This window comes from Curvibacter sp. GW821-FHT01G03, from assembly GCF_059422285.1.
On sequence record NZ_JBWKWP010000005.1, the window covers coordinates 161,987 to 178,600 of the forward strand.

At 66.4% G+C, this 16,614-nt stretch carries 14 protein-coding genes and 1 pseudogene; all 15 read right to left on the reverse strand.

Annotated features, from left to right (window positions below):
• Positions 1 to 18: 18 nt before the first annotated feature.
• On the reverse strand, positions 19 to 1,077 hold the full coding sequence (locus tag AC07VS_RS08550; protein WP_492349068.1) for a protein-glutamate methylesterase/protein-glutamine glutaminase: 1,059 nt from the start codon (positions 1,075 to 1,077) through the stop codon (positions 19 to 21).
• Between the two features lie 18 nt (positions 1,078 to 1,095).
• On the reverse strand, positions 1,096 to 1,641 hold the full coding sequence (locus tag AC07VS_RS08555) for a chemotaxis protein CheD (RefSeq protein ID WP_494750719.1): 546 nt from the start codon (positions 1,639 to 1,641) through the stop codon (positions 1,096 to 1,098).
• 7 nt (positions 1,642 to 1,648) lie between these two features.
• Positions 1,649 to 2,461 (reverse strand): CheR family methyltransferase, encoded by an 813-nt coding sequence (locus AC07VS_RS08560; protein WP_494750720.1) that lies wholly within the window; start codon positions 2,459 to 2,461, stop codon positions 1,649 to 1,651.
• 9 nt (positions 2,462 to 2,470) lie between these two features.
• Positions 2,471 to 2,998: a chemotaxis protein CheW gene (locus tag AC07VS_RS08565; protein WP_494750721.1), complete on the reverse strand. Its 528-nt coding sequence runs from the start codon at positions 2,996 to 2,998 to the stop codon at positions 2,471 to 2,473.
• A 127-nt stretch (positions 2,999 to 3,125) separates the two neighbouring features.
• A pseudogene (locus AC07VS_RS08570) lies at positions 3,126 to 5,543 on the reverse strand (PAS domain S-box protein); the annotation flags it as partial.
• Positions 5,540 to 7,813, reverse strand: coding sequence for a chemotaxis protein CheA (locus tag AC07VS_RS08575; protein WP_494750722.1), 2,274 nt, complete (start codon positions 7,811 to 7,813; stop codon positions 5,540 to 5,542). The pseudogene AC07VS_RS08570 and the gene AC07VS_RS08575, both read right to left, overlap by 4 nt.
• Positions 7,810 to 8,115 carry an STAS domain-containing protein gene (locus AC07VS_RS08580; protein WP_494750723.1) on the reverse strand — a complete coding sequence of 102 codons (306 nt, stop codon included), beginning with the start codon at positions 8,113 to 8,115 and terminating at the stop codon, positions 7,810 to 7,812. The genes AC07VS_RS08575 and AC07VS_RS08580 overlap by 4 nt, the downstream gene beginning before the upstream one ends.
• 11 nt (positions 8,116 to 8,126) lie before the next feature.
• On the reverse strand, positions 8,127 to 8,495 hold the full coding sequence (locus AC07VS_RS08585) for a response regulator (RefSeq protein WP_492349061.1): 369 nt from the start codon (positions 8,493 to 8,495) through the stop codon (positions 8,127 to 8,129).
• Positions 8,496 to 8,523: 28 nt separating this feature from the next.
• On the reverse strand, positions 8,524 to 9,618 hold the full coding sequence (locus AC07VS_RS08590; protein ID WP_494750724.1) for a methyl-accepting chemotaxis protein: 1,095 nt from the start codon (positions 9,616 to 9,618) through the stop codon (positions 8,524 to 8,526).
• Positions 9,619 to 9,804: 186 nt separating this feature from the next.
• Positions 9,805 to 11,076 (reverse strand): amidohydrolase family protein, encoded by a 1,272-nt coding sequence (locus tag AC07VS_RS08595; RefSeq protein WP_494750725.1) that lies wholly within the window; start codon positions 11,074 to 11,076, stop codon positions 9,805 to 9,807.
• A gap of 39 nt (positions 11,077 to 11,115) precedes the next feature.
• Complete coding sequence (locus AC07VS_RS08600; protein ID WP_492349058.1) at positions 11,116 to 12,039, reverse strand: ABC transporter permease; 924 nt, start codon at positions 12,037 to 12,039, stop codon at positions 11,116 to 11,118.
• Positions 12,036 to 13,097 (reverse strand): ABC transporter permease, encoded by a 1,062-nt coding sequence (locus AC07VS_RS08605; RefSeq protein WP_494750726.1) that lies wholly within the window; start codon positions 13,095 to 13,097, stop codon positions 12,036 to 12,038. Before AC07VS_RS08605 ends, AC07VS_RS08600 begins: the two co-directional genes overlap by 4 nt.
• Positions 13,094 to 14,662 carry an ABC transporter ATP-binding protein gene (locus AC07VS_RS08610; RefSeq protein WP_494750727.1) on the reverse strand — a complete coding sequence of 523 codons (1,569 nt, stop codon included), beginning with the start codon at positions 14,660 to 14,662 and terminating at the stop codon, positions 13,094 to 13,096. Before AC07VS_RS08610 ends, AC07VS_RS08605 begins: the two co-directional genes overlap by 4 nt.
• Positions 14,655 to 15,599 carry a 5'-methylthioadenosine/S-adenosylhomocysteine nucleosidase gene (locus AC07VS_RS08615; protein WP_492349055.1) on the reverse strand — a complete coding sequence of 315 codons (945 nt, stop codon included), beginning with the start codon at positions 15,597 to 15,599 and terminating at the stop codon, positions 14,655 to 14,657. Before AC07VS_RS08615 ends, AC07VS_RS08610 begins: the two co-directional genes overlap by 8 nt.
• On the reverse strand, positions 15,599 to 16,603 hold the full coding sequence (locus tag AC07VS_RS08620) for a BMP family protein (protein ID WP_494750728.1): 1,005 nt from the start codon (positions 16,601 to 16,603) through the stop codon (positions 15,599 to 15,601). Before AC07VS_RS08620 ends, AC07VS_RS08615 begins: the two co-directional genes overlap by 1 nt.
• Positions 16,604 to 16,614: the final 11 nt, after the last annotated feature.

Genomic DNA, 16,614 nt, shown 5'->3' on the forward strand with positions numbered 1-16,614 from the left:
GGTGCCGGTCTGCGGCACTCAGCCGCGCGCGTCGAACTGCAGGATGGCACCCGCCATTTGATCCAGGGGCAGCACGTCGTCGGCCGCGCCCAGTTTGATCGCTTCGAAGGGCATGCCAAACACCACGCAACTGGCTTCGTTCTGGGCGATGGTGCGGGCCCCCGCGTCGTGCATGCGCTTCAGGCCTCGCGCGCCATCATCTCCCATGCCGGTCAACAGCAGGCCCAGGGCGTCACGACCGGCGCATTCCGCCGTCGACTTGAACAGCACGTCCACCGAGGGGCGATGGCGGTTGACCGCGGGCCCGTCGCTGACGACGGCATAGTACTGACCGGCGGCCTTGCGCAGGTGCAGATGGCGTCCGCCCGGGGCGATCAGCACCAGCCCGCGCTCCAGGCGGTCGCCGTCACGGGCTTCGCGCACGCTCATGGCGCAGCTTTGGTTCATGCGCTCGGCATACATGGCCGTGAATTTCTCAGGCATGTGCTGGGTGATGGCGATGCCCGGAGCATCCGAGGGCAGGGCGGTCAGGATTTGCTCCAGCGCCTGGGTGCCACCGGTTGAGCTGCCGATCACCACCGGCTTGTTGACCGCGAAGGCATGCAGGCCGGGGCTGGCGACCGCGCTCTTCGCCTCGGCCTCGACGGGGCGCGGCAGGGTGCGCATCCGGGGCCGCGCCCGAGAGGCCTCCAACAGAGCCTGGATCAACTCGGTGCGTGAGGTCTCCAGAAACTGCTTCAGGCCGAGGCGGGGCTTGGCCACCACCGACAGGGCTCCTGCGGCCAGGGCCTCCAGGGCCACCTTGCTGCCTTGCTGGCTGAGGCTGGAGCAGATCACGGTCGGGATCGGGTCGCTGGCCATCTGGCGGCGCAAAAAGGTCAGTCCATCCATGCCGGGCATCTCGATGTCCAGCAGGATCACGTCGGGGCGGCGTTGCTGCAGGCTGCGCTGCGCTATCAATGGATTGGGCGCACTGCCCAGCCACTCGATGCCCTGCACATCCTTGAGCAGATACGCCATGGTCTGCCGCATCACGGCCGAGTCGTCGATCAGAAATACTTTGATGGGTGCCGTCATGCGGGCCTCCTTGTCTTGTCATTCGGTCACCTGGACCGGCATCACCTCGATGTCCGGTGCCAGGCTGCCCACCGCCCAGGTCACTTTGCGGTAAAGCGGCCCGCCCACCGACTCCCCGACCACACGCATGCCCAGTCGGTGCAATTGCTCGCGCACCCACAGCACGTTGGCTTCGCCGATCGGCTTGTCGCTGACCTGCTGTGGAAACATGTTGCCGCCGCCGCACAGCCAGGCCTGGCATTTGGCGGCGGCATACCCCTTGGCCGTCATCAGCTCAAACATGCGCTCCAGGGCCGCGGGGCCGTAGCGGGTGTCCCCGGGGTGGGCACCGCGCCGGTTGACGGCGTGCACGATGTGGCACATCACGCCCACGGTGCGCTGCGGATCGCACAGCAGCACGGCCACGCAGGAGCCCAGCAGGGTATCCAGCCGCTCGCCTCGCTCGGCCATGGCCACGTCACCGGGATGCAGCCACTGGAGGCGCGGGGGCTGCTGAGGCCCAGCAATGCCATGGATCGATGCGGGAGCGCCAGGCCCCGGCACGGCAGGTGTTGTGTCGGTCATGCTGGCTTCAGGATGGCTTGCGGAAGACGCCGGGTGCCAAGACCTGCAATGGGGTGCGACAAGGGGGGCGCCCCTCGGCCGTGCCGACAAGGAAGAGGCCTCCCGGCTTCAGTGTGCCCAGCACCCGATCAACAACCGTCTGTTTGGTGGCCGCGTCGAAGTAGATCAGCACGTTGCGCAGGAACACGGCGTCGAAGGGGCCCAGGCCCGAAAAGCGGTGGGTCAGGTTCAACTGACCAAACTGTACATGTGCCCGCAACGCCGGCTTCATCAGCACCTGACCTTCGGCCGGGCCTTCACCTCGCAGGCAATGGCGGCGTAGGCGCTCGGGGCTGACAAAGCGCAGTCGCTCCACCGGGTAGATGGCGTCACGCGCCGCGCAAAGCACCCTGTGACTGATGTCGCTGGCTGTGATCGACCAGTTGACCGGCAACTGCCCACTGGTCTGCATCTCGCTGAGCAGCATGGCCAGGCTGAAAGCCTCGTCTCCGAACGAAGAGGCGGCGCTCCAGATCGCCAGCGGCCCTTTCGGTGGCCGGGTCAGCAATTGCTTGTACAGCAGTTCAAAGTGCAAGGGCTCGCGGAAGAAGTAGGTCTCGTTGGTCGTCAACAGATCGACCGCCATCTGGAACTCTGCTCCCTCCTCGGGGTTGTCCAGCAGGTCGGCATAGTCGTCGAATCCGGCCAGGCCCAGGCGCTGCAGTCGCGTGGCCAGCCGTGAGGACACCAGGGCTTTCTTGTGCTCCGGAAAAGACAGGCCGATGCTGTCATGCAGCAGCGCGCTGATGCGCTTGAAACTGGCATCGCTGAGTTGGGGCATGTTCGATGCTCAGTGACGCAGGGCGGGTGATGCCGCCGGGGCCAGACTGGCCATGGCATCGATGTCCAGGGCCTTGTCAGGCTCCAGGATGATCAGGAAGCGGCCCGCCACCTTGCCCATGCCCCGGATGAATTCGCGCTCGATCGAACTGCCGAAGGGGGGCGGCGGCTCGATGTCGTGCGCCGGGATGTCGATCACCTCGTTGACTGAGTCCACCTGCAGGCCCAGCTCGATGGTGCCGGCCTCGAAGGCGGTCTGAAAGATCACGATGCAGGTCTTTTTGCCCAGGGTGGCGGGTGCCTTGCCCAGGCGAGCCTGCAGATCGATCACGGGCACCACGGCGCCACGCAGGTTGATCACGCCGCGCACGAACACGGGCATCAGCGGCACCGGGGTCATGGCCACCGGCTGGATGATCTCGCGCACCGTGCGGATGTCCATGGCGTAGAGCTCGTCGCCCAGGACAAACGTCAAAAACTGGGCGGCAGCGGCCGGCGGCGCCGCTTCGGTGCGGCTGGAGGCTTGGCGAATACTCATGAGTGGCCTTTGGGGGTAGAGCGGCGATCAGTAAGGCCGAAAATTCGCTTCGGTGCTCCCACTGCGCAGCGCGGGGCATGGCCGCGGCGTCGCTCAGGCGGCGGCGCTTGGGGTTCTCCAGCTCCGGGCGTCGCACCGGCATTGCGGCGACCTCGGGCTCGCCCACGTTGAAGAAGCTGATCACGTCTTGCAACTGCTCGGCCTGGCCGGACAGCTCCTCCGAGGTGGCGGCCAGCTCTTCCGAGGCCGAGGCGTTTTGCTGCGTGGCCTTGCTGAGCTGGTTCATGGCACTGCCGATCTGATTGACGGTGGTGCTTTGTTCCTCAGATGCAGCCGTGATCTCCTGCACCAGGTCCGAGGTGCGCTTGATCGAGGGCACGATCGCGTCCAGCAGCTTGCCGGCATGTTCGGCGGTGGACACGCTGTTGCCAGCCAGATCGCCGATCTCTTTGGCGGCCTCCTGGCTGCGCTCGGCCAGTTTGCGCACTTCGGCGGCCACCACGGCGAAGCCCTTGCCGTGTTCGCCAGCGCGGGCGGCCTCGATGGCAGCGTTCAAGGCCAACAGGTTGGTCTGGTAGGCGATGTCGTCGATGATGCCGATCTTGGATGCGATCTGCTTCATGGCCTTGACGGTGTCGACCACCGCGTGGCCCCCTTCCTCGGCCTCGCCCGAGGTCTTGGTGGCCATCGAGTCGGTCACCTTGGCGTTGTCGCTGTTTTGCGCAATGGAGGCCGACATCTGTTCGATCGAGGCCGTGGTTTCTTCCACTGACGCCGCCTGTTCGCTGGCGGCCTGCGACAGCGACTGGGCCGTGGCACTCACCTGGCCGGCTGCACCACCCAGGGCCTGGGCGGCGGTGCGCACCTCTTCGATGATGCCGGCCAGCTTTTCGCAGGTGGCATTGGCATCGTCCTTGAGTTGATTGAAGGTGCCTTCGGCATCACGTTCGATGCGCTGGGTCAGATCGCCGTTGGCCATGCCGCTGAGCACGCGGCCCACATCCTCGATGATCTGGCCCAGCTTTTCGCAGGTGGCGTTGGCGTCATCCTTCACCTGGCCGAACAGGCCCGTGTAGTCGCGCTCGATGCGCTGCGACAGGTTGCCGGCTGCCAGCCCGCCGAAGGTTCGGCTCACATCTTCGAAGATCACATTGGTGGTTTCCATCAGCGAGTTCACGCCCTCGCACAGCACCGCGATCGGACCCTGCTTGCCGGCCAGGGGAATGCGCTGCGACAGATCGCCGGCCCGGGCGGCAGAAGTCACTTCCTGGGCTTCCTCGACCGCACGGCTCAGCATGCGGGCGGCATTCACCTGTTCGGTGGTGTCGGTGGCGTACAGCACCACCTTGTACGGGCGCCCATTCAAATCCAGGATGGGGTTGTAGGAGGACTGCAGCCACACCTCGCGGCCGCCCTTGGCCAGGCCTTTGTGCAGGCCGGCGTCGTAGTCGCCGCGGCCCAGTTTGTCCCAGAACAGGCGGTACTCGGGGCTCAGGCGCATTTCGGGCGCGATGAACAGGCTGTGGTGCTGGTTTTTCAGCTCGGCCGAGGTGTAGCCCATGGTGTGCAGGAAGTTCTCGTTGGCGCCCAGGATGTTGCCCGCCATGTCGAACTCGATCACGGCCTGCGACTTGCCCACGGCCAGGATCTGGCCTTCGTAGTCGGCGGCTTGCAGGCGTTGCGCGGTCACGTCGGTGGCAATGTTGACGATCTTGACCACCCGGCCCATCTCATCCTTGACGGGGGCGTAGACGGCCTGCAGCCAGACCTCTTCGCCGGTCTTGGTGAGGTGCTTGTACACATCGGATTGGTGCAGGCCGGCATTCAGGTCACGCCAGAATTGCTCGTGTTGCTGGGCCCGGCCCTGGCCGTCTTCAACAAAGATGCGGTGGTGCTGGCCGGCGATTTCATCCTGGCGGTAGCCCAGGGTGCTCAGGAAGCGGGCATTGGCGTGCAGCACGTGGCCGCCCAGGTCGTATTCGATGTATGCGTAGGCGCTGTCGATGGCCCCCAGCACCCCCAAGGCGTTGTGGCGTTCGATCTCCGACTGGGTGATGTCGTAGCGCACGCCCAGGTATCTGCGGGGCTTGCCGTTGTCGCCCATGATCGGCGCCACCACGGCGTCCACGTAGTACGGTGTGCCGTCCTTGGCGCGGTTCTTGATCACGCCGCGGAACAGGTTGCCGCGGCCGATGGTCGACCACAGCTGTTTGAAGGTCTCCTTGGGCATGTCGGGGTGGCGCGTGGTGTTGTGTGGCGCGCCAATCAGTTCGCTGCGGCTGTAACCCGAGACTTCGGTGAACTTGTCGTTGATGCTGAGGATGTCGCCCTTCAGATCGGCTTCGGAAACGATGCTGGTCAGGTCCATGATGTTGCATCGCACCTTGAGCTCGGCCTCCACATCCTTCAGGCGGGCGCGGGTTTCTGCCAGCTCGGTCTCAGCGGCCTGGCGGGCCAGATCTTGTGCCGCCAGGGCGGTACTGAGCTGCTCGAATTGGGCACCACTGAACAGGCGGGTCATCAGGGTGGGTTGGTAGGTGCTCATGTGGCGGGTCCTTCGATGGAGATGGATGTTTGAGGATGGGCGAGGCCAGGCTCGCGGCTGCCCGCAGTGCGCAGGCTGTGTTCGGGTTGGGTGGCCAGGGCGTTGAGGGCCAGGGTGTCCAGGATCAGGGCCACCTCACCGCTGCCCAGGATGGACGAGCCCGAGATGCCACGCAGGCGCTGGAACAGGCGGCTGAGGGGCTTGATCACGGTCTGGTACTGGCCCAGCAGTTGGTCGACTTCAAGGCCGAAGCGGTGCGGGCCGGCCTTGACCACCACGATGCTGACGCGCGTGGTCGGCGGGGCGTTCAGTTCGTTCAGTTCGTACAGCGTGCGAAGGCGCAGCACGGGCAGCAGTTCGCCGCGCAACGGCATGCAGTAGCGGCTGCCGCGCTCGGCTGCTTCAGGCTCGGCGGCGTGGCTTTCCACCACCTCAACCACCGAATCCAGCGGCAGCACGAAGCGCGAAGCGGCGACGCGGATCAGAAAGCCATCGATGATGGCCAAGGTCAGTGGCAGCCGGATCTCGATGTCGGTGCCCTGGCCTTCTTCGCTGTACACCGTCACGTTGCCCCGAAGGGCTTCGATGTTTTGGCGCACCACGTCCATGCCTACGCCGCGGCCCGACAGGTTGGTGACTTGTTCAGCCGTTGAAAAGCCGGGTTCGAAAATCAGCTGCAGGATCTCGGCATCGGTCGGCTCGCTGCCCGCCTCGACCAGACCCCGTTCCCGGCCCCGCTGCAGCACGCGCTGGCGATCGATGCCCCGGCCATCGTCACGGATGCTGATCAGGATGCTGCCGCTGTCATGGCGTGCGCTCAGCGTCAGGCGTCCCTGGGGGGGTTTGGCCTGGCGGGCACGTTCGGCCGCCGGCTCCAGGCCATGGTCCAGGCTGTTGCGCACCAGGTGCATCAAGGGGTCGGCAATCTTCTCGACCACGGCTTTGTCGAGTTCGGTGTCACCGCCCTCGATTTCGAGCAGCACGTCCTTGCCCAATTCGGCGGCGGTGTCCCGTACCACGCGGCGGAAGCGGTTGAAGGTGCCGCCGATGGGCACCATGCGCAATTGCAAGGCATTGTCTCGGATGTCCTGGATCAGATGGCCCATGAGTTGGTGGGCTTCGACCAGGGCCGGGTGCTGGGTTTCAACCGCCAGCAGCCCTGCACCCGCGGCCGCCGTGACCAGTTCACCGAGCAGGTTGATCACCGCGTCGAGTCGGTCGGCCGGAATGCGCAGGTAGCGCTGTTCCTCATGCGCCGGATCGCGTGGGCGTTGCTGCTTTTGCACGGCGGCGTGCACCACCTCAGGGGGGACGCCCGCATGGTCGCTCAGGATTTCACCCAGGCGCGGTGCGTCCGCTTCGCTCTCCCGCTGGCGCACCTCGGCCTGCCATGCCAGACCGTGGGCCAGCTGGCTTTCGCTGACGGCACCTGCCCCCACCAGCAGCTCGCCCAGGCGAGGGTGGTCCGGCAGCGTCTCAAGCTGGTCCAGGGTGCGCTGGAGGCCGAGTTCGGGCGGGGTGAGCTGCAGTTCGCAATCGTCGCGGATGAAGCTGAAGGCGTCATCAATGGCCGCTTGAGGCTGTTCCGAGCGCAGGGTGATGGTGCAGTTCAGATAGCAGCTTTCGGGTTCGAGCAATTCCAGCGTCGGAATGGCGCTGCGCTCGCTGTGCACCTGCAGGATGTCGGAACGGCTGGCCAGATAGCGCAGGACATTGAGCGGGTCCATGCCATTGCGCAGGCAGTCACGCCCGAATCGGGCCACCAGGACCCAGCGGCCCGGCCGGGCCGCTGGCGCGGCGCCGGGGCCAGGTGCGCTGGCTGCCCGCTCGTCGGGCGATGGCCTTGATGGCTCGGCGATGACCAGGGCGGCCTGCAATTGCTGAACCAGGGCCTCGCGGCGGGCCCGTTGTTCGCCATCGTCGGTGGCTTCGCCCGCGGCCTGGTTCACCAAGGCCAGCACCTGGTCGCTGCAGGCCAGCAGCAGTGAACTCAGGGCGGCGGTCAGTTGCAGGCGGCCTTCGCGCAACTGGTCGAGCAGGGTTTCGATGTGGTGGGTGAAGTCAACCACCTGTTCCAGGCCGAACAAGCCCGCCGAGCCCTTGACGGTGTGGGCACAGCGAAAGAGGGCGTCCAGTCTCTCTCGGTCGCTGGGTGCTTCTTCCAGTTCCAGCAGCAGGTGCTCGATCTGGCTGACCTGCTCGCGCGCCTCGCTGATGAAGGCGGGCAGCGCAGCGGCCAGAAAGTCGAAATCGTCGTCGTTCGTGCTCATGCGGGCATCTCCTGCGGAACGAGCCGGAACCAGCCCGTGGCGCCGAGGTCGCTCAGGCCGGCGCGCAGGCGGGCACTGGGCCGCTGTAGCTCCAGGGTCTGGCCCTGCTCGGCCAGGGTGTTGGCCAGCGCGGCCAGAACCTGCAGACCTGCGCTGTCGACCTCTTCGACCTGCGCCGCCTGCAGGCTGACCGGGCTGGCGGCTTGCGTTGGGCGGGCCTGCAGCCAGCTCAGCAGCGCCTGGCGGGTGCTGTCGGCGGTGTAGATGGTCAACTCTGGCGGGAGTTCGAAGGCCGTGTTCATGCGGTGGCCCCTCAAGCCAACGCCAGCTTGGCGGTGGCGTCCAGCAGCACCTGAGGGCTGAAGGGCTTGACAATCCAGGCCTTGGCGCCGGCGGCGCGGCCTTGTTCCTTCTTTTCGGCCTGGCCTTCGGTGGTCAGCATCACCACAGGGGTGAACTTGTAGCGTGGGAGTTGTTTGACACGGGTCAGGAAGGTGATGCCGTCCATGCGGGGCATGTTCACGTCGCTGACGATCAGATTGATCTTGCGGCCGTCGAGCTGGCGCAGGGCGTCTTCACCGTCCACGGCTTCCAGCACCTGGTAGCCGGCTCGGGTCAGGGTCAGGTTCACGACCTGGCGCAGGGAGGATGAATCGTCGACGATCAGGATGGTCTTGCTCATGCGGGTCTCGGGATGAAATGAGGTGGGGTCAGAAGTAGGTGGCGTCGCCTGCGCCTGCACGGTCCAGCTGCAACTGGTGCTGTTCGACGGTGGTGTAGCCTGCGCTCAACAGGGCTTCCCATTCGGCGTCATCGGGCCAGTCGCCCTGTGTCGCGGCCTGGGTCAGTCGCTCGTTCACGCTGTGCATGGACTGCATCACCTGGTCCAGGATCTGATTCACGCGGTCCTGAAACTGGAACGAGACCATCATCTGTTCCACCAGGCCACGCACCGCCAGGCTGCTGGCGTCCAGCTCGCTGGCGCGCTGACTGAGCAGGTCCACCGTGCTCTTCACACGCTGCAGCACCGATTCGATGGTGTTCTGCGAGCGGTGGACCAGGTGCGCATCAGCCTCGGTGCTGCTGGCGGTTTCGTCGAGCGTGCGCTGCACTTGCTCGCCGAATGCCTGGACTTGGTCGCCGATGCGCTTGCCGGTGTCGCCCGAGGCGTTGGACAGGCGCCGCACCTCGGCCGCCACCACTGCAAAGCCGCGTCCGGAGGGGCCCGCGCGGGCGGCCTCAATGGCCGCGTTGACCGACAAAAGGCCAGTCTGGCGGGCGATCAGGGCCACATCATCGGCCATGCCGCGCAGGCCAGCCGAAGTCGTGTTCAGCGTCAGCACCGTGGCCAGCATGCGGTCGCGTGAGGCCACAAAGACACTGAAGTGCTGGATCAGCGCGTGCAGTTCAGCTTCGCATTGGCCGAGGGTTTCAAACTGCTGCCCGGGGGCGCTGCTGTCGGGGTGCTGGGTGATGCGATCCAGCTGATCCAGGATGGACACAAAGCCCTGCAGCAGTTCATCGGTACCCTGGCGCATTTGCGACTGGGCACTGTGCACGTGCACGGTCCATCGTTCGGTGGCTTGCGTCAGGCGCTGGCTGAGGCTGGCCGCCATCTGATGTGCCGGGTTGGGCGTGCTGCTTGCGCGAGACCGGTGCCATTGCAAGGCCCCTTGCCCCAGGGAAAGGGTGAGCAGGCTGATGCCGCCGAGCCAAGCGGACCAGGCCTGGCCTGCCACCATGCCGTAGAGCCACAGCGCGCCGCCGCTCAGGCAGGTTGCCGTGATCCATGGGAGCCTCCGCAAGCCGTTGCTTGTGGAATGGCTTTTTTGATCAAATTGATTTGATTTATTGCACATTGGGTAGCATCTTCGCAGATGAACCCAAATAATGTCAATAATGCAGGATCAAATTGTCTTAAATGTTATTTTATGGATGTCAAACCCCTGCTTTATGGCATGTGAATCGAATTTAAATGATTCAAATGATATTCAGAGAAGGCTGGAGATGCGGGCCGGTCGACCTGCCAGATGCAACTGACTGATCGCCGGTTGGGCCTGCGCAATGCAGCGGCCACGGCGATAGACGCGCAGGCGGGGCGGGCGCAGCCGCAAGGCCTCGATGGCATCAGAGGCATCGAGCAGCACGAAGTCAGCGTGACAGCCGGCGGCGAGGCCGTAGCCCTCCAGGTGCAGCAGGCGCGCCGGCGCCGTGGTCACGGCTTCGAAGCACTGGCGCATGGCCGCCTGGCTGGTCATCTGGGCCACATGCAAGCCCATGCTGGCGACCTCGAGCATGTCGCCCGAGCCCAGGCTGTACCAGGGGTCCATCACGCAGTCGTGGCCAAAGGCCACGGTCAGGCCCGCCGCCAACTGTTCGGGCACCCGGGTCATGCCGCGGCGTTTGGGGTAGCTGTCGTGGCGCCCTTGCAGGGTGATGTTGATCAGCGGGTTGGCCACCACGCCCAATTGGGCCTCGGCCATCAGGGCCAGCAGCTTGCTGACGTAATAGTTGTCCATGCTGTGCATGGAGGTCAGGTGCGAGCCCGTGACCCGGCCATGCAGGCCCAGTCGATGCGTTTCACAGGCCAGGGTCTCCACATGGCGTGACAGCGGATCATCCGATTCGTCGCAATGCATGTCGACCAGCAGGCCACGTTCTGCGGCCAACTCGCACAGCAGCTTCACACTGTCGGCGCCGTGCGCCATGGTGCGCTCGAAGTGCGGAATACCGCCCACCACCTCAACCCCGAGGTCCAAGGCCCGCTTCAAGTTGTTCAAGGCGTTGGGCGAGCGCAGCACGCCGTCCTGCGGGAAGGCCACCAATTGCAGATCGAGGTAGGGCGCCACGGTCTTTTTCACCTCCAGCAGGGCTTGCACGGCCAGCAGTCGGTCATCGCAGACATCCACATGCGAGCGGATTGCCAGCAGGCCCTTGGCCACAGCCCAGTCGCAATAGCTCAGGGCCCGCTGCACGATGGCGTCATGGGTCAGTTGAGGCTTGAGTTCACCCCAGAGCGCGATGCCCTCCAGCAGCGTGCCGCTCTGGTTGATACGCGGCAGGCCGTAACTGAGGGTGGAGTCCATGTGGAAGTGGGCATCGACGAAGGGCGGGCTCAGCAACCGGCCCTGGCCGTCCAGCGTCTCATGGGCGGGGGCCTGCAGGCCCGCGGCCACTTCGACGATGCGGCCGTTCTGTACCGCCACCGATTGGTCGCGGCGGCCGTCCGGCAGGTTCACGTGTTGGATCAGGAGGTCAAGCATGGGCAGTCTCGGTGGGGCAGGCTCGGCGCCGGGGCAGGCTCAGCGTTCGCCTTTGCGGTAGGGTTTCATCAGGGCCTGGGGATAACTGGCTTTGCGCGCCACCACCACCAGGGCCAGGATCGACAGGGCGTAGGGCAGCATCAGGTAGAGCTGATAGGGCAGGGCGCTGCCCCCTGCTTGCTGCAGGCGCAGCTGCAGGGCGTCAAAGAAGGCAAACAGCAGGGCGCCAAGCAAGGCCTTGCCGGGTCGCCATGAGGCAAACACCACCAGGGCCACGCAGATCCAGCCGCGCCCATTGACCATGTTGAAGAAAAAGGCGTTGAAGGCCGACAAGGTCAGGAAGGAGCCCGCCACACCCATCAGGGCCGAACCGGCCACGATGCCTGCCGTGCGGGTGCGGCCCACGCTGAGGCCCTGGCCTTCTGCGGCCTGGGGGTTTTCGCCCACCATGCGCAGCGCCAGCCCCGATGGGGTTCGGTACAGCCACCAGGCCAGGGCTGGCACCAGCAGCAGGGCCAGCAGGGTGAGCGGGGTCTGCGCCGACAGCACCGGAATGCCCAGCCCGTCCATGGCCGTGAAGGGCGTGATGGTGGGGGGCGTGTTCACCTTGGGAAAGCTGACCCGGTAGCCGTAGTAGCTGAGCGCAGTGGCCAGCATCGTGATGCCCAGGCCCGCCACATGCTGCGACAGCGCCAGGCCCACGGTGAGCGCGGCATGCAACAGGCCGAAGGCCGCCCCGGTCAGCGCGGCCACAGCCACGCCGCCCCACAGCGGCAGACCCAGGTAGACCGCCAGCCAGCCGGCGAAGGCGCCTGCGACCATGATGCCCTCGATGCCCAGGTTGAGCACGCCGGCACGTTCGCACAGCAGCACGCCCAGGGTGCCGAAGATCAGGGGCGTGGCGATGCGCAACACGGCCACCCAGAAGGCCGGTTGGGCCAGGATGTCGAACAGTTCGGTCATTTCAGGCGCACCCGGTATTGCGTGAGCAGGGTGGCCACCAGCACTGACAGCAGCGAGGCCGCCACGATCACGTCGGCGATGTAGGTGGGCACGCCCACGGCGCGGCTCATGCTGTCGGCGCCTACCTGCACGCCGGCCACAAAGATGCTGGCCACCAGCACTCCCAGAGGGTGCAAGCCGGCCAGCATGGCGATCACGATGCCGCTGTAGCCATAGCCCGGTGACATGTCCAGCGTCACATAGCTGGTGCGCCCGGCCACCTCGACGGCCCCCGCCAGGCCGGCCAGTGCCCCCGACATCATGGCCACCAGCAAAGCGGTGCGTCCGGTCGCCACCCCGGCAAAGGCCGCCGCGCGGGCATTGGCGCCCGTGGCCCGGATGTCAAAGCCCAGCACGGTAAAGCGCATCAGCACCCACACGCCCAGGCACAGGGCCGCCGCCAGCAACAGGCCGGTGTGCACCCGGGTGCCCTCGACCAGGCGCGACAGCTCCAGCTCGGGTTGCAGCGCCACGCTTTGCGGCCAGCCCAGGGCGGTGGGGTCTTTCATGGGACCGTCCAGCAAGGCCGACACGCCCAGCAGGGCCATGAAATTGAGCAGCAGGGTGGTCACGACCTCGTCCACGCCAAGCCGGCTCTTGAGCAGCGCCGGCCCCAGCAGCAGCAGGGCGCCGGCCGCGGCTGCCGCCAGCAGCATCAGGGTGAACAGCAGCGGCAATGGCAAGGCCCAGCCGGCGCTGTCGTGCATGCCACCCACGGCCACGGCGGCCAGGGCCCCGGCATACAACTGGCCCTCGGCGCCGATGTTGAACAGCCGGGCCCGGAAGGCCACCGCGGCCGCGAGGCCGGTGAAGATCAGCGGGGTGGCGCGCGTCAGGGTCTCGCTCCAGGCGAAAAGCGAGCCGACCCCCCCCTGAACCAGCAGGCCGTAGGTGCGCCCCACCGGGGCCCCGGCCCACAGCACCAGCAGGGCACTGATCAGCAGGGTGAAGGCGATGGCCCCCAGCGGGGCCAGCACATGGGCCAGGTGAGAGGCCTGGTGCCGTTTCTCAAGTCTCATGGGGTCTCCGAGGCCTGGGCCGCGACCGGGCCGCCGGCCATGGCCAGGCCGATGCTGTCGCGGCTCCAGTGGGAACTGGGGTGGGCCGGGCTCAGATGCCCGTGATGCATGACTGCGATGCGGTCACCGAGGGCCATGGCTTCGTCCAGGTCGTCGGTGATCAACAACACCGCGGCCCCTGCGTCACGGGCGGCCAGCAGCTGTTGCTGCACATAGGCCACGGCGCCGATGTCCAGGCCCCAGGTGGGTTGGTGGGCCACGATCAGGCAAGGCCCCTGTTGGGCGGTCTGGCCGGGCAGGGGCAGCAGGGCGCGGCCCAGGATGAGTTTCTGCATGTTGCCGCCCGACAGGGCCCGGGCCGGACTCAGGGGGCCGGCGCCGCGCACATCGAAGGCCTCGATCACCCGCTGGGCGTGTTGTCGCGCCACGGCACGGCGCACCCAGCCCCAGCGCGAGAACACGGGGTGCCGAAGCCGCTCTGAGACCGCGTTCTCCCAGACCGGCAGATCACCGACCACGCCCACAGCGTGCCGGTCCTCGGGAATCCGTGCCACCCCTTGGGTGACCAGCCAGGCAGGCGAGGCCTGCAGGGGCTGGCCCTTGAGCCAGACCTCGCCCTGGGCGGCGCGGCGCGTGCCACACAGCAGTTCGGCCAGCGCCAGTTGCCCGTTGCCTGAGACGCCGGCGACGGCCACGATCTCGCCCGCCCTCAATTGCAGGTTGACCTGGCTGAGGCGCTCGCGCTGACCGGCCGGTGTGCTGACGTTGCGCAATTCACAGGCCACTGGGCCAGGCGCCGCCGCGGGGCGCCGTTCGGGCGCTGAGACGGCGTGGCCCACCATCCACTGCGCCAGCTGAGCCTGGGTGGTTCCGGCAGCCGGGGCTTCGGTGACCAGGCGGCCGCCGCGCAGCACCGCTACCCGGTGCGAGACGCGCAGCACCTCGGCCAGTTTGTGGCTGATGAAGATCACTGACAGGCCCTCTCGGACCAACTGGGCCAGGGTGTCGAACAGGGCTTCGCTCTCTTGCGGGGTGAGTACGGCCGTGGGCTCGTCCAGGATCAGGATGCGCGCGCCGCGGTACAAGGCCTTGAGGATCTCGACGCGCTGGCGCTCGCCCACCGAGAGCTGGCCCACACGGGCCGCGGGCTGGACGGTCAGGCCAAAGCGCTGACCCACCTGCATCAGGCGGTTCCGGGCCCGGGCCCGGGCCGACCAGGGCTGCCAAAGGGCTTCGGTGCCCAGGATCACGTTGTCCAGCACACTGAGGTTGTCGGCCAGCGTGAAGTGCTGGTGCACCATGCCGATGCCGGCGGCCAGGGCCGCGGCCGGATTGCCAGGGGGCAGGGGCTGACCGTTCACGGTGATGTGGCCTTCGTCGGCCCGGTAGTGGCCGAACAGGATGGACATCAGGGTGGATTTACCGGCCCCGTTTTCGCCCAGAAGGGCCAACACCTCGCCTGCGTTCAGGCTCAGTGAGATGTTGTCGTTGGCCACCAGCGGGCCAAAGCGCTTGGTGATGCCCTGCAGTTGCAGCACCGGGGCGGGGTGGGGGGTGTCAGTCATGGAGGGCTGCCAGAAAGGCCAGCAGAACCCGCGCCGAATTGCCGGCGGCCAGCGTCATGAAGGTGTGCATTTCGTTTTCGCCCTCGCCGCCGCCCGCCAGATCGCTGAGGGAGCGGAACGCAATGAAGGGGACCTGGTTGCTGTAAGCCACCTGGGCGGTGGCGGCGCTTTCCATGTCGAGCACCTGCGCCTGGAAAGTATTGAAGGCGTACTCGCGCCAGGCTGCGTTGTCGACAAAGGCGGCGCCCGAAACGCCATTGCCGCCTACCACCACGCGGGGTGCCTGGCTCAGGCATTGCTGACGGGCATCGCAGCGCTGCAGCGGGGTCTGGGCGATGCGCTCGGCCATGGCCAGCAGGGCCGCATCGACTTCGAACCAGGCTTTGCGCTCGGTGCCCGCCTGGCGGCTGGAACGCACCTCGACCGAGCGCGGCACGAAGGGGCCGAAGCCCGGGCCGACCAGGTCGTCCATCCAGGGCGGGGGCTGGTAGTGGCCTGGGGTGGTTTCGCGGGCCAGCACCCCTTCGAGGTAAGGGGCCCAGCGGCGTGGAACAGCCACATCACCCACGTGCAGGGCAGGGTCGACACCGCCGGCGATGCCGCTGAACAACAGTCGGCGCACCTTGAAATGGTCCAGGGCGCGTTGGGTGTTCATGGCCGCATTGGTCATGCTGATGCCGCTGAGAAACAGCAGCACGGGCTTGCCCTGCAACTGGCCGGTGGTGAATTCGACCCCGGCGATCCGTTGCACGCGGGGCTGGCGCAGCTGCGAGCGCAGCAGCACCAGCTCGGGCTCGAACGCAGACACGATGGCTGTGCGCGGCACGCCATCGTGCCTGGGGGCCGCTTGCAGCGGCGCGGCGAGGGCGCCGGCCAGCAGGCCGGCCGTCAGCAAGCTGCGCCACCGAGGCACGCTGGGTGGGGCAGGCCGCCTCATCACTTGGCGCTGGACTTGGGCTGGCTGTCGTCCACCTTGACGGTGAACTTGCCGGACAGGATCTCGGCCTCGCGTGCCTTGACCTTGTTCATGATGGTGGCAGGCACTTTTTTCTCGAAGGTGCCCAGGGGCGCCAGCTCAGAGCCCTTGTGCTTCATCGTCGAGTAGGGGCCGTAGTCTTCGGCGGTGAATTTGCCTTCCTTGACCAGCTTGAGGGCGCGATCGATGCTGGGCTCCATGTTCCACAGCGCCGAGGCGACCACGGTGTCAGGGTATTTGTCCTGGGTGTTGATGACGTTGCCGATGGCCAGCTTGCCCTTTTCTTTGGCAGCATCACTGACGCCGAAGCGCTCGGCATACAGCACGTCGGCGCCCTGATCGATCATGGCAAAGGTGGCTTCCTTGGCCTTGGGCGGGTCAAACCAGCTGTTGATGAAGCTCACGCTGAAGGTCACCTTGGGGTTGACCTCCTTGGCGCCCGCCATGAAGGCATTCATGAGGCGGTTCACCTCGGGAATGGGGAAACCGCCCACCATGCCGATCTTGTTGGATTGGGTCATGCCACCCGCCACCATGCCGCTGAGGTAGGCCGGCTCTTGGATGTAGTTGTCGAAGACGCTGAAGTTGGGCGCCTGCGGCTTGCCCGAAGAGCCCAGCAGGAAGTAGGTCTTGGGTGAGTCTTTGGCCACCTTGCGGGCAGCGGCCTCGACCCCGAAAACCTCGCCGACGATCAACTGGTTGCCACCGGCGATGTATTCGCGCATCACGCGCTCGTAGTCGGCGTTGGCCACGTTTTCGCTGGCCTTGTATTCAATCTCGCCACGGGCCTCGGCGGCTTTCAGGGCCTTGTGGATGCGGCTCACCCATTGCTGCTCGAAGGGCACGGTGTAGATGGCCGCCACCTTGATCTTGGTCTGGGCCAGGACGGGCAACGAAACCGAAGCCGCGAGCGCGGTGGCTGCCACCACCAGGTGGCGGCGGGACGGGGCGAAACGACGGGACATGAAGGCTCCTT

Bases quoted from the DNA above. Each gene is read 5' to 3' on its own strand.
- AC07VS_RS08555 (WP_494750719.1), bottom strand. From the start codon at position 1,641: ATGACCGACACAACACCTGCCGTGCCGGGGCCTGGCGCTCCCGCATCG.
- AC07VS_RS08580 (WP_494750723.1), bottom strand. From the start codon at position 8,115: ATGAACACGGCCTTCGAACTCCCGCCAGAGTTGACCATCTACACCGCC.
- AC07VS_RS08615 (WP_492349055.1), bottom strand. From the start codon at position 15,599: ATGAGGCGGCCTGCCCCACCCAGCGTGCCTCGGTGGCGCAGCTTGCTG.
- AC07VS_RS08600 (WP_492349058.1), bottom strand. From the start codon at position 12,039: ATGACCGAACTGTTCGACATCCTGGCCCAACCGGCCTTCTGGGTGGCC.
- AC07VS_RS08595 (WP_494750725.1), bottom strand. From the start codon at position 11,076: ATGCTTGACCTCCTGATCCAACACGTGAACCTGCCGGACGGCCGCCGC.
- AC07VS_RS08560 (WP_494750720.1), bottom strand. From the start codon at position 2,461: ATGCCCCAACTCAGCGATGCCAGTTTCAAGCGCATCAGCGCGCTGCTG.
- AC07VS_RS08610 (WP_494750727.1), bottom strand. From the start codon at position 14,662: ATGACTGACACCCCCCACCCCGCCCCGGTGCTGCAACTGCAGGGCATC.
- AC07VS_RS08620 (WP_494750728.1), bottom strand. From the start codon at position 16,603: ATGTCCCGTCGTTTCGCCCCGTCCCGCCGCCACCTGGTGGTGGCAGCC.
- AC07VS_RS08575 (WP_494750722.1), bottom strand. From the start codon at position 7,813: ATGAGCACGAACGACGACGATTTCGACTTTCTGGCCGCTGCGCTGCCC.
- AC07VS_RS08565 (WP_494750721.1), bottom strand. From the start codon at position 2,998: ATGAGTATTCGCCAAGCCTCCAGCCGCACCGAAGCGGCGCCGCCGGCC.
- AC07VS_RS08605 (WP_494750726.1), bottom strand. From the start codon at position 13,097: ATGAGACTTGAGAAACGGCACCAGGCCTCTCACCTGGCCCATGTGCTG.
- AC07VS_RS08585 (WP_492349061.1), bottom strand. From the start codon at position 8,495: ATGAGCAAGACCATCCTGATCGTCGACGATTCATCCTCCCTGCGCCAG.
- AC07VS_RS08550 (WP_492349068.1), bottom strand. From the start codon at position 1,077: ATGACGGCACCCATCAAAGTATTTCTGATCGACGACTCGGCCGTGATG.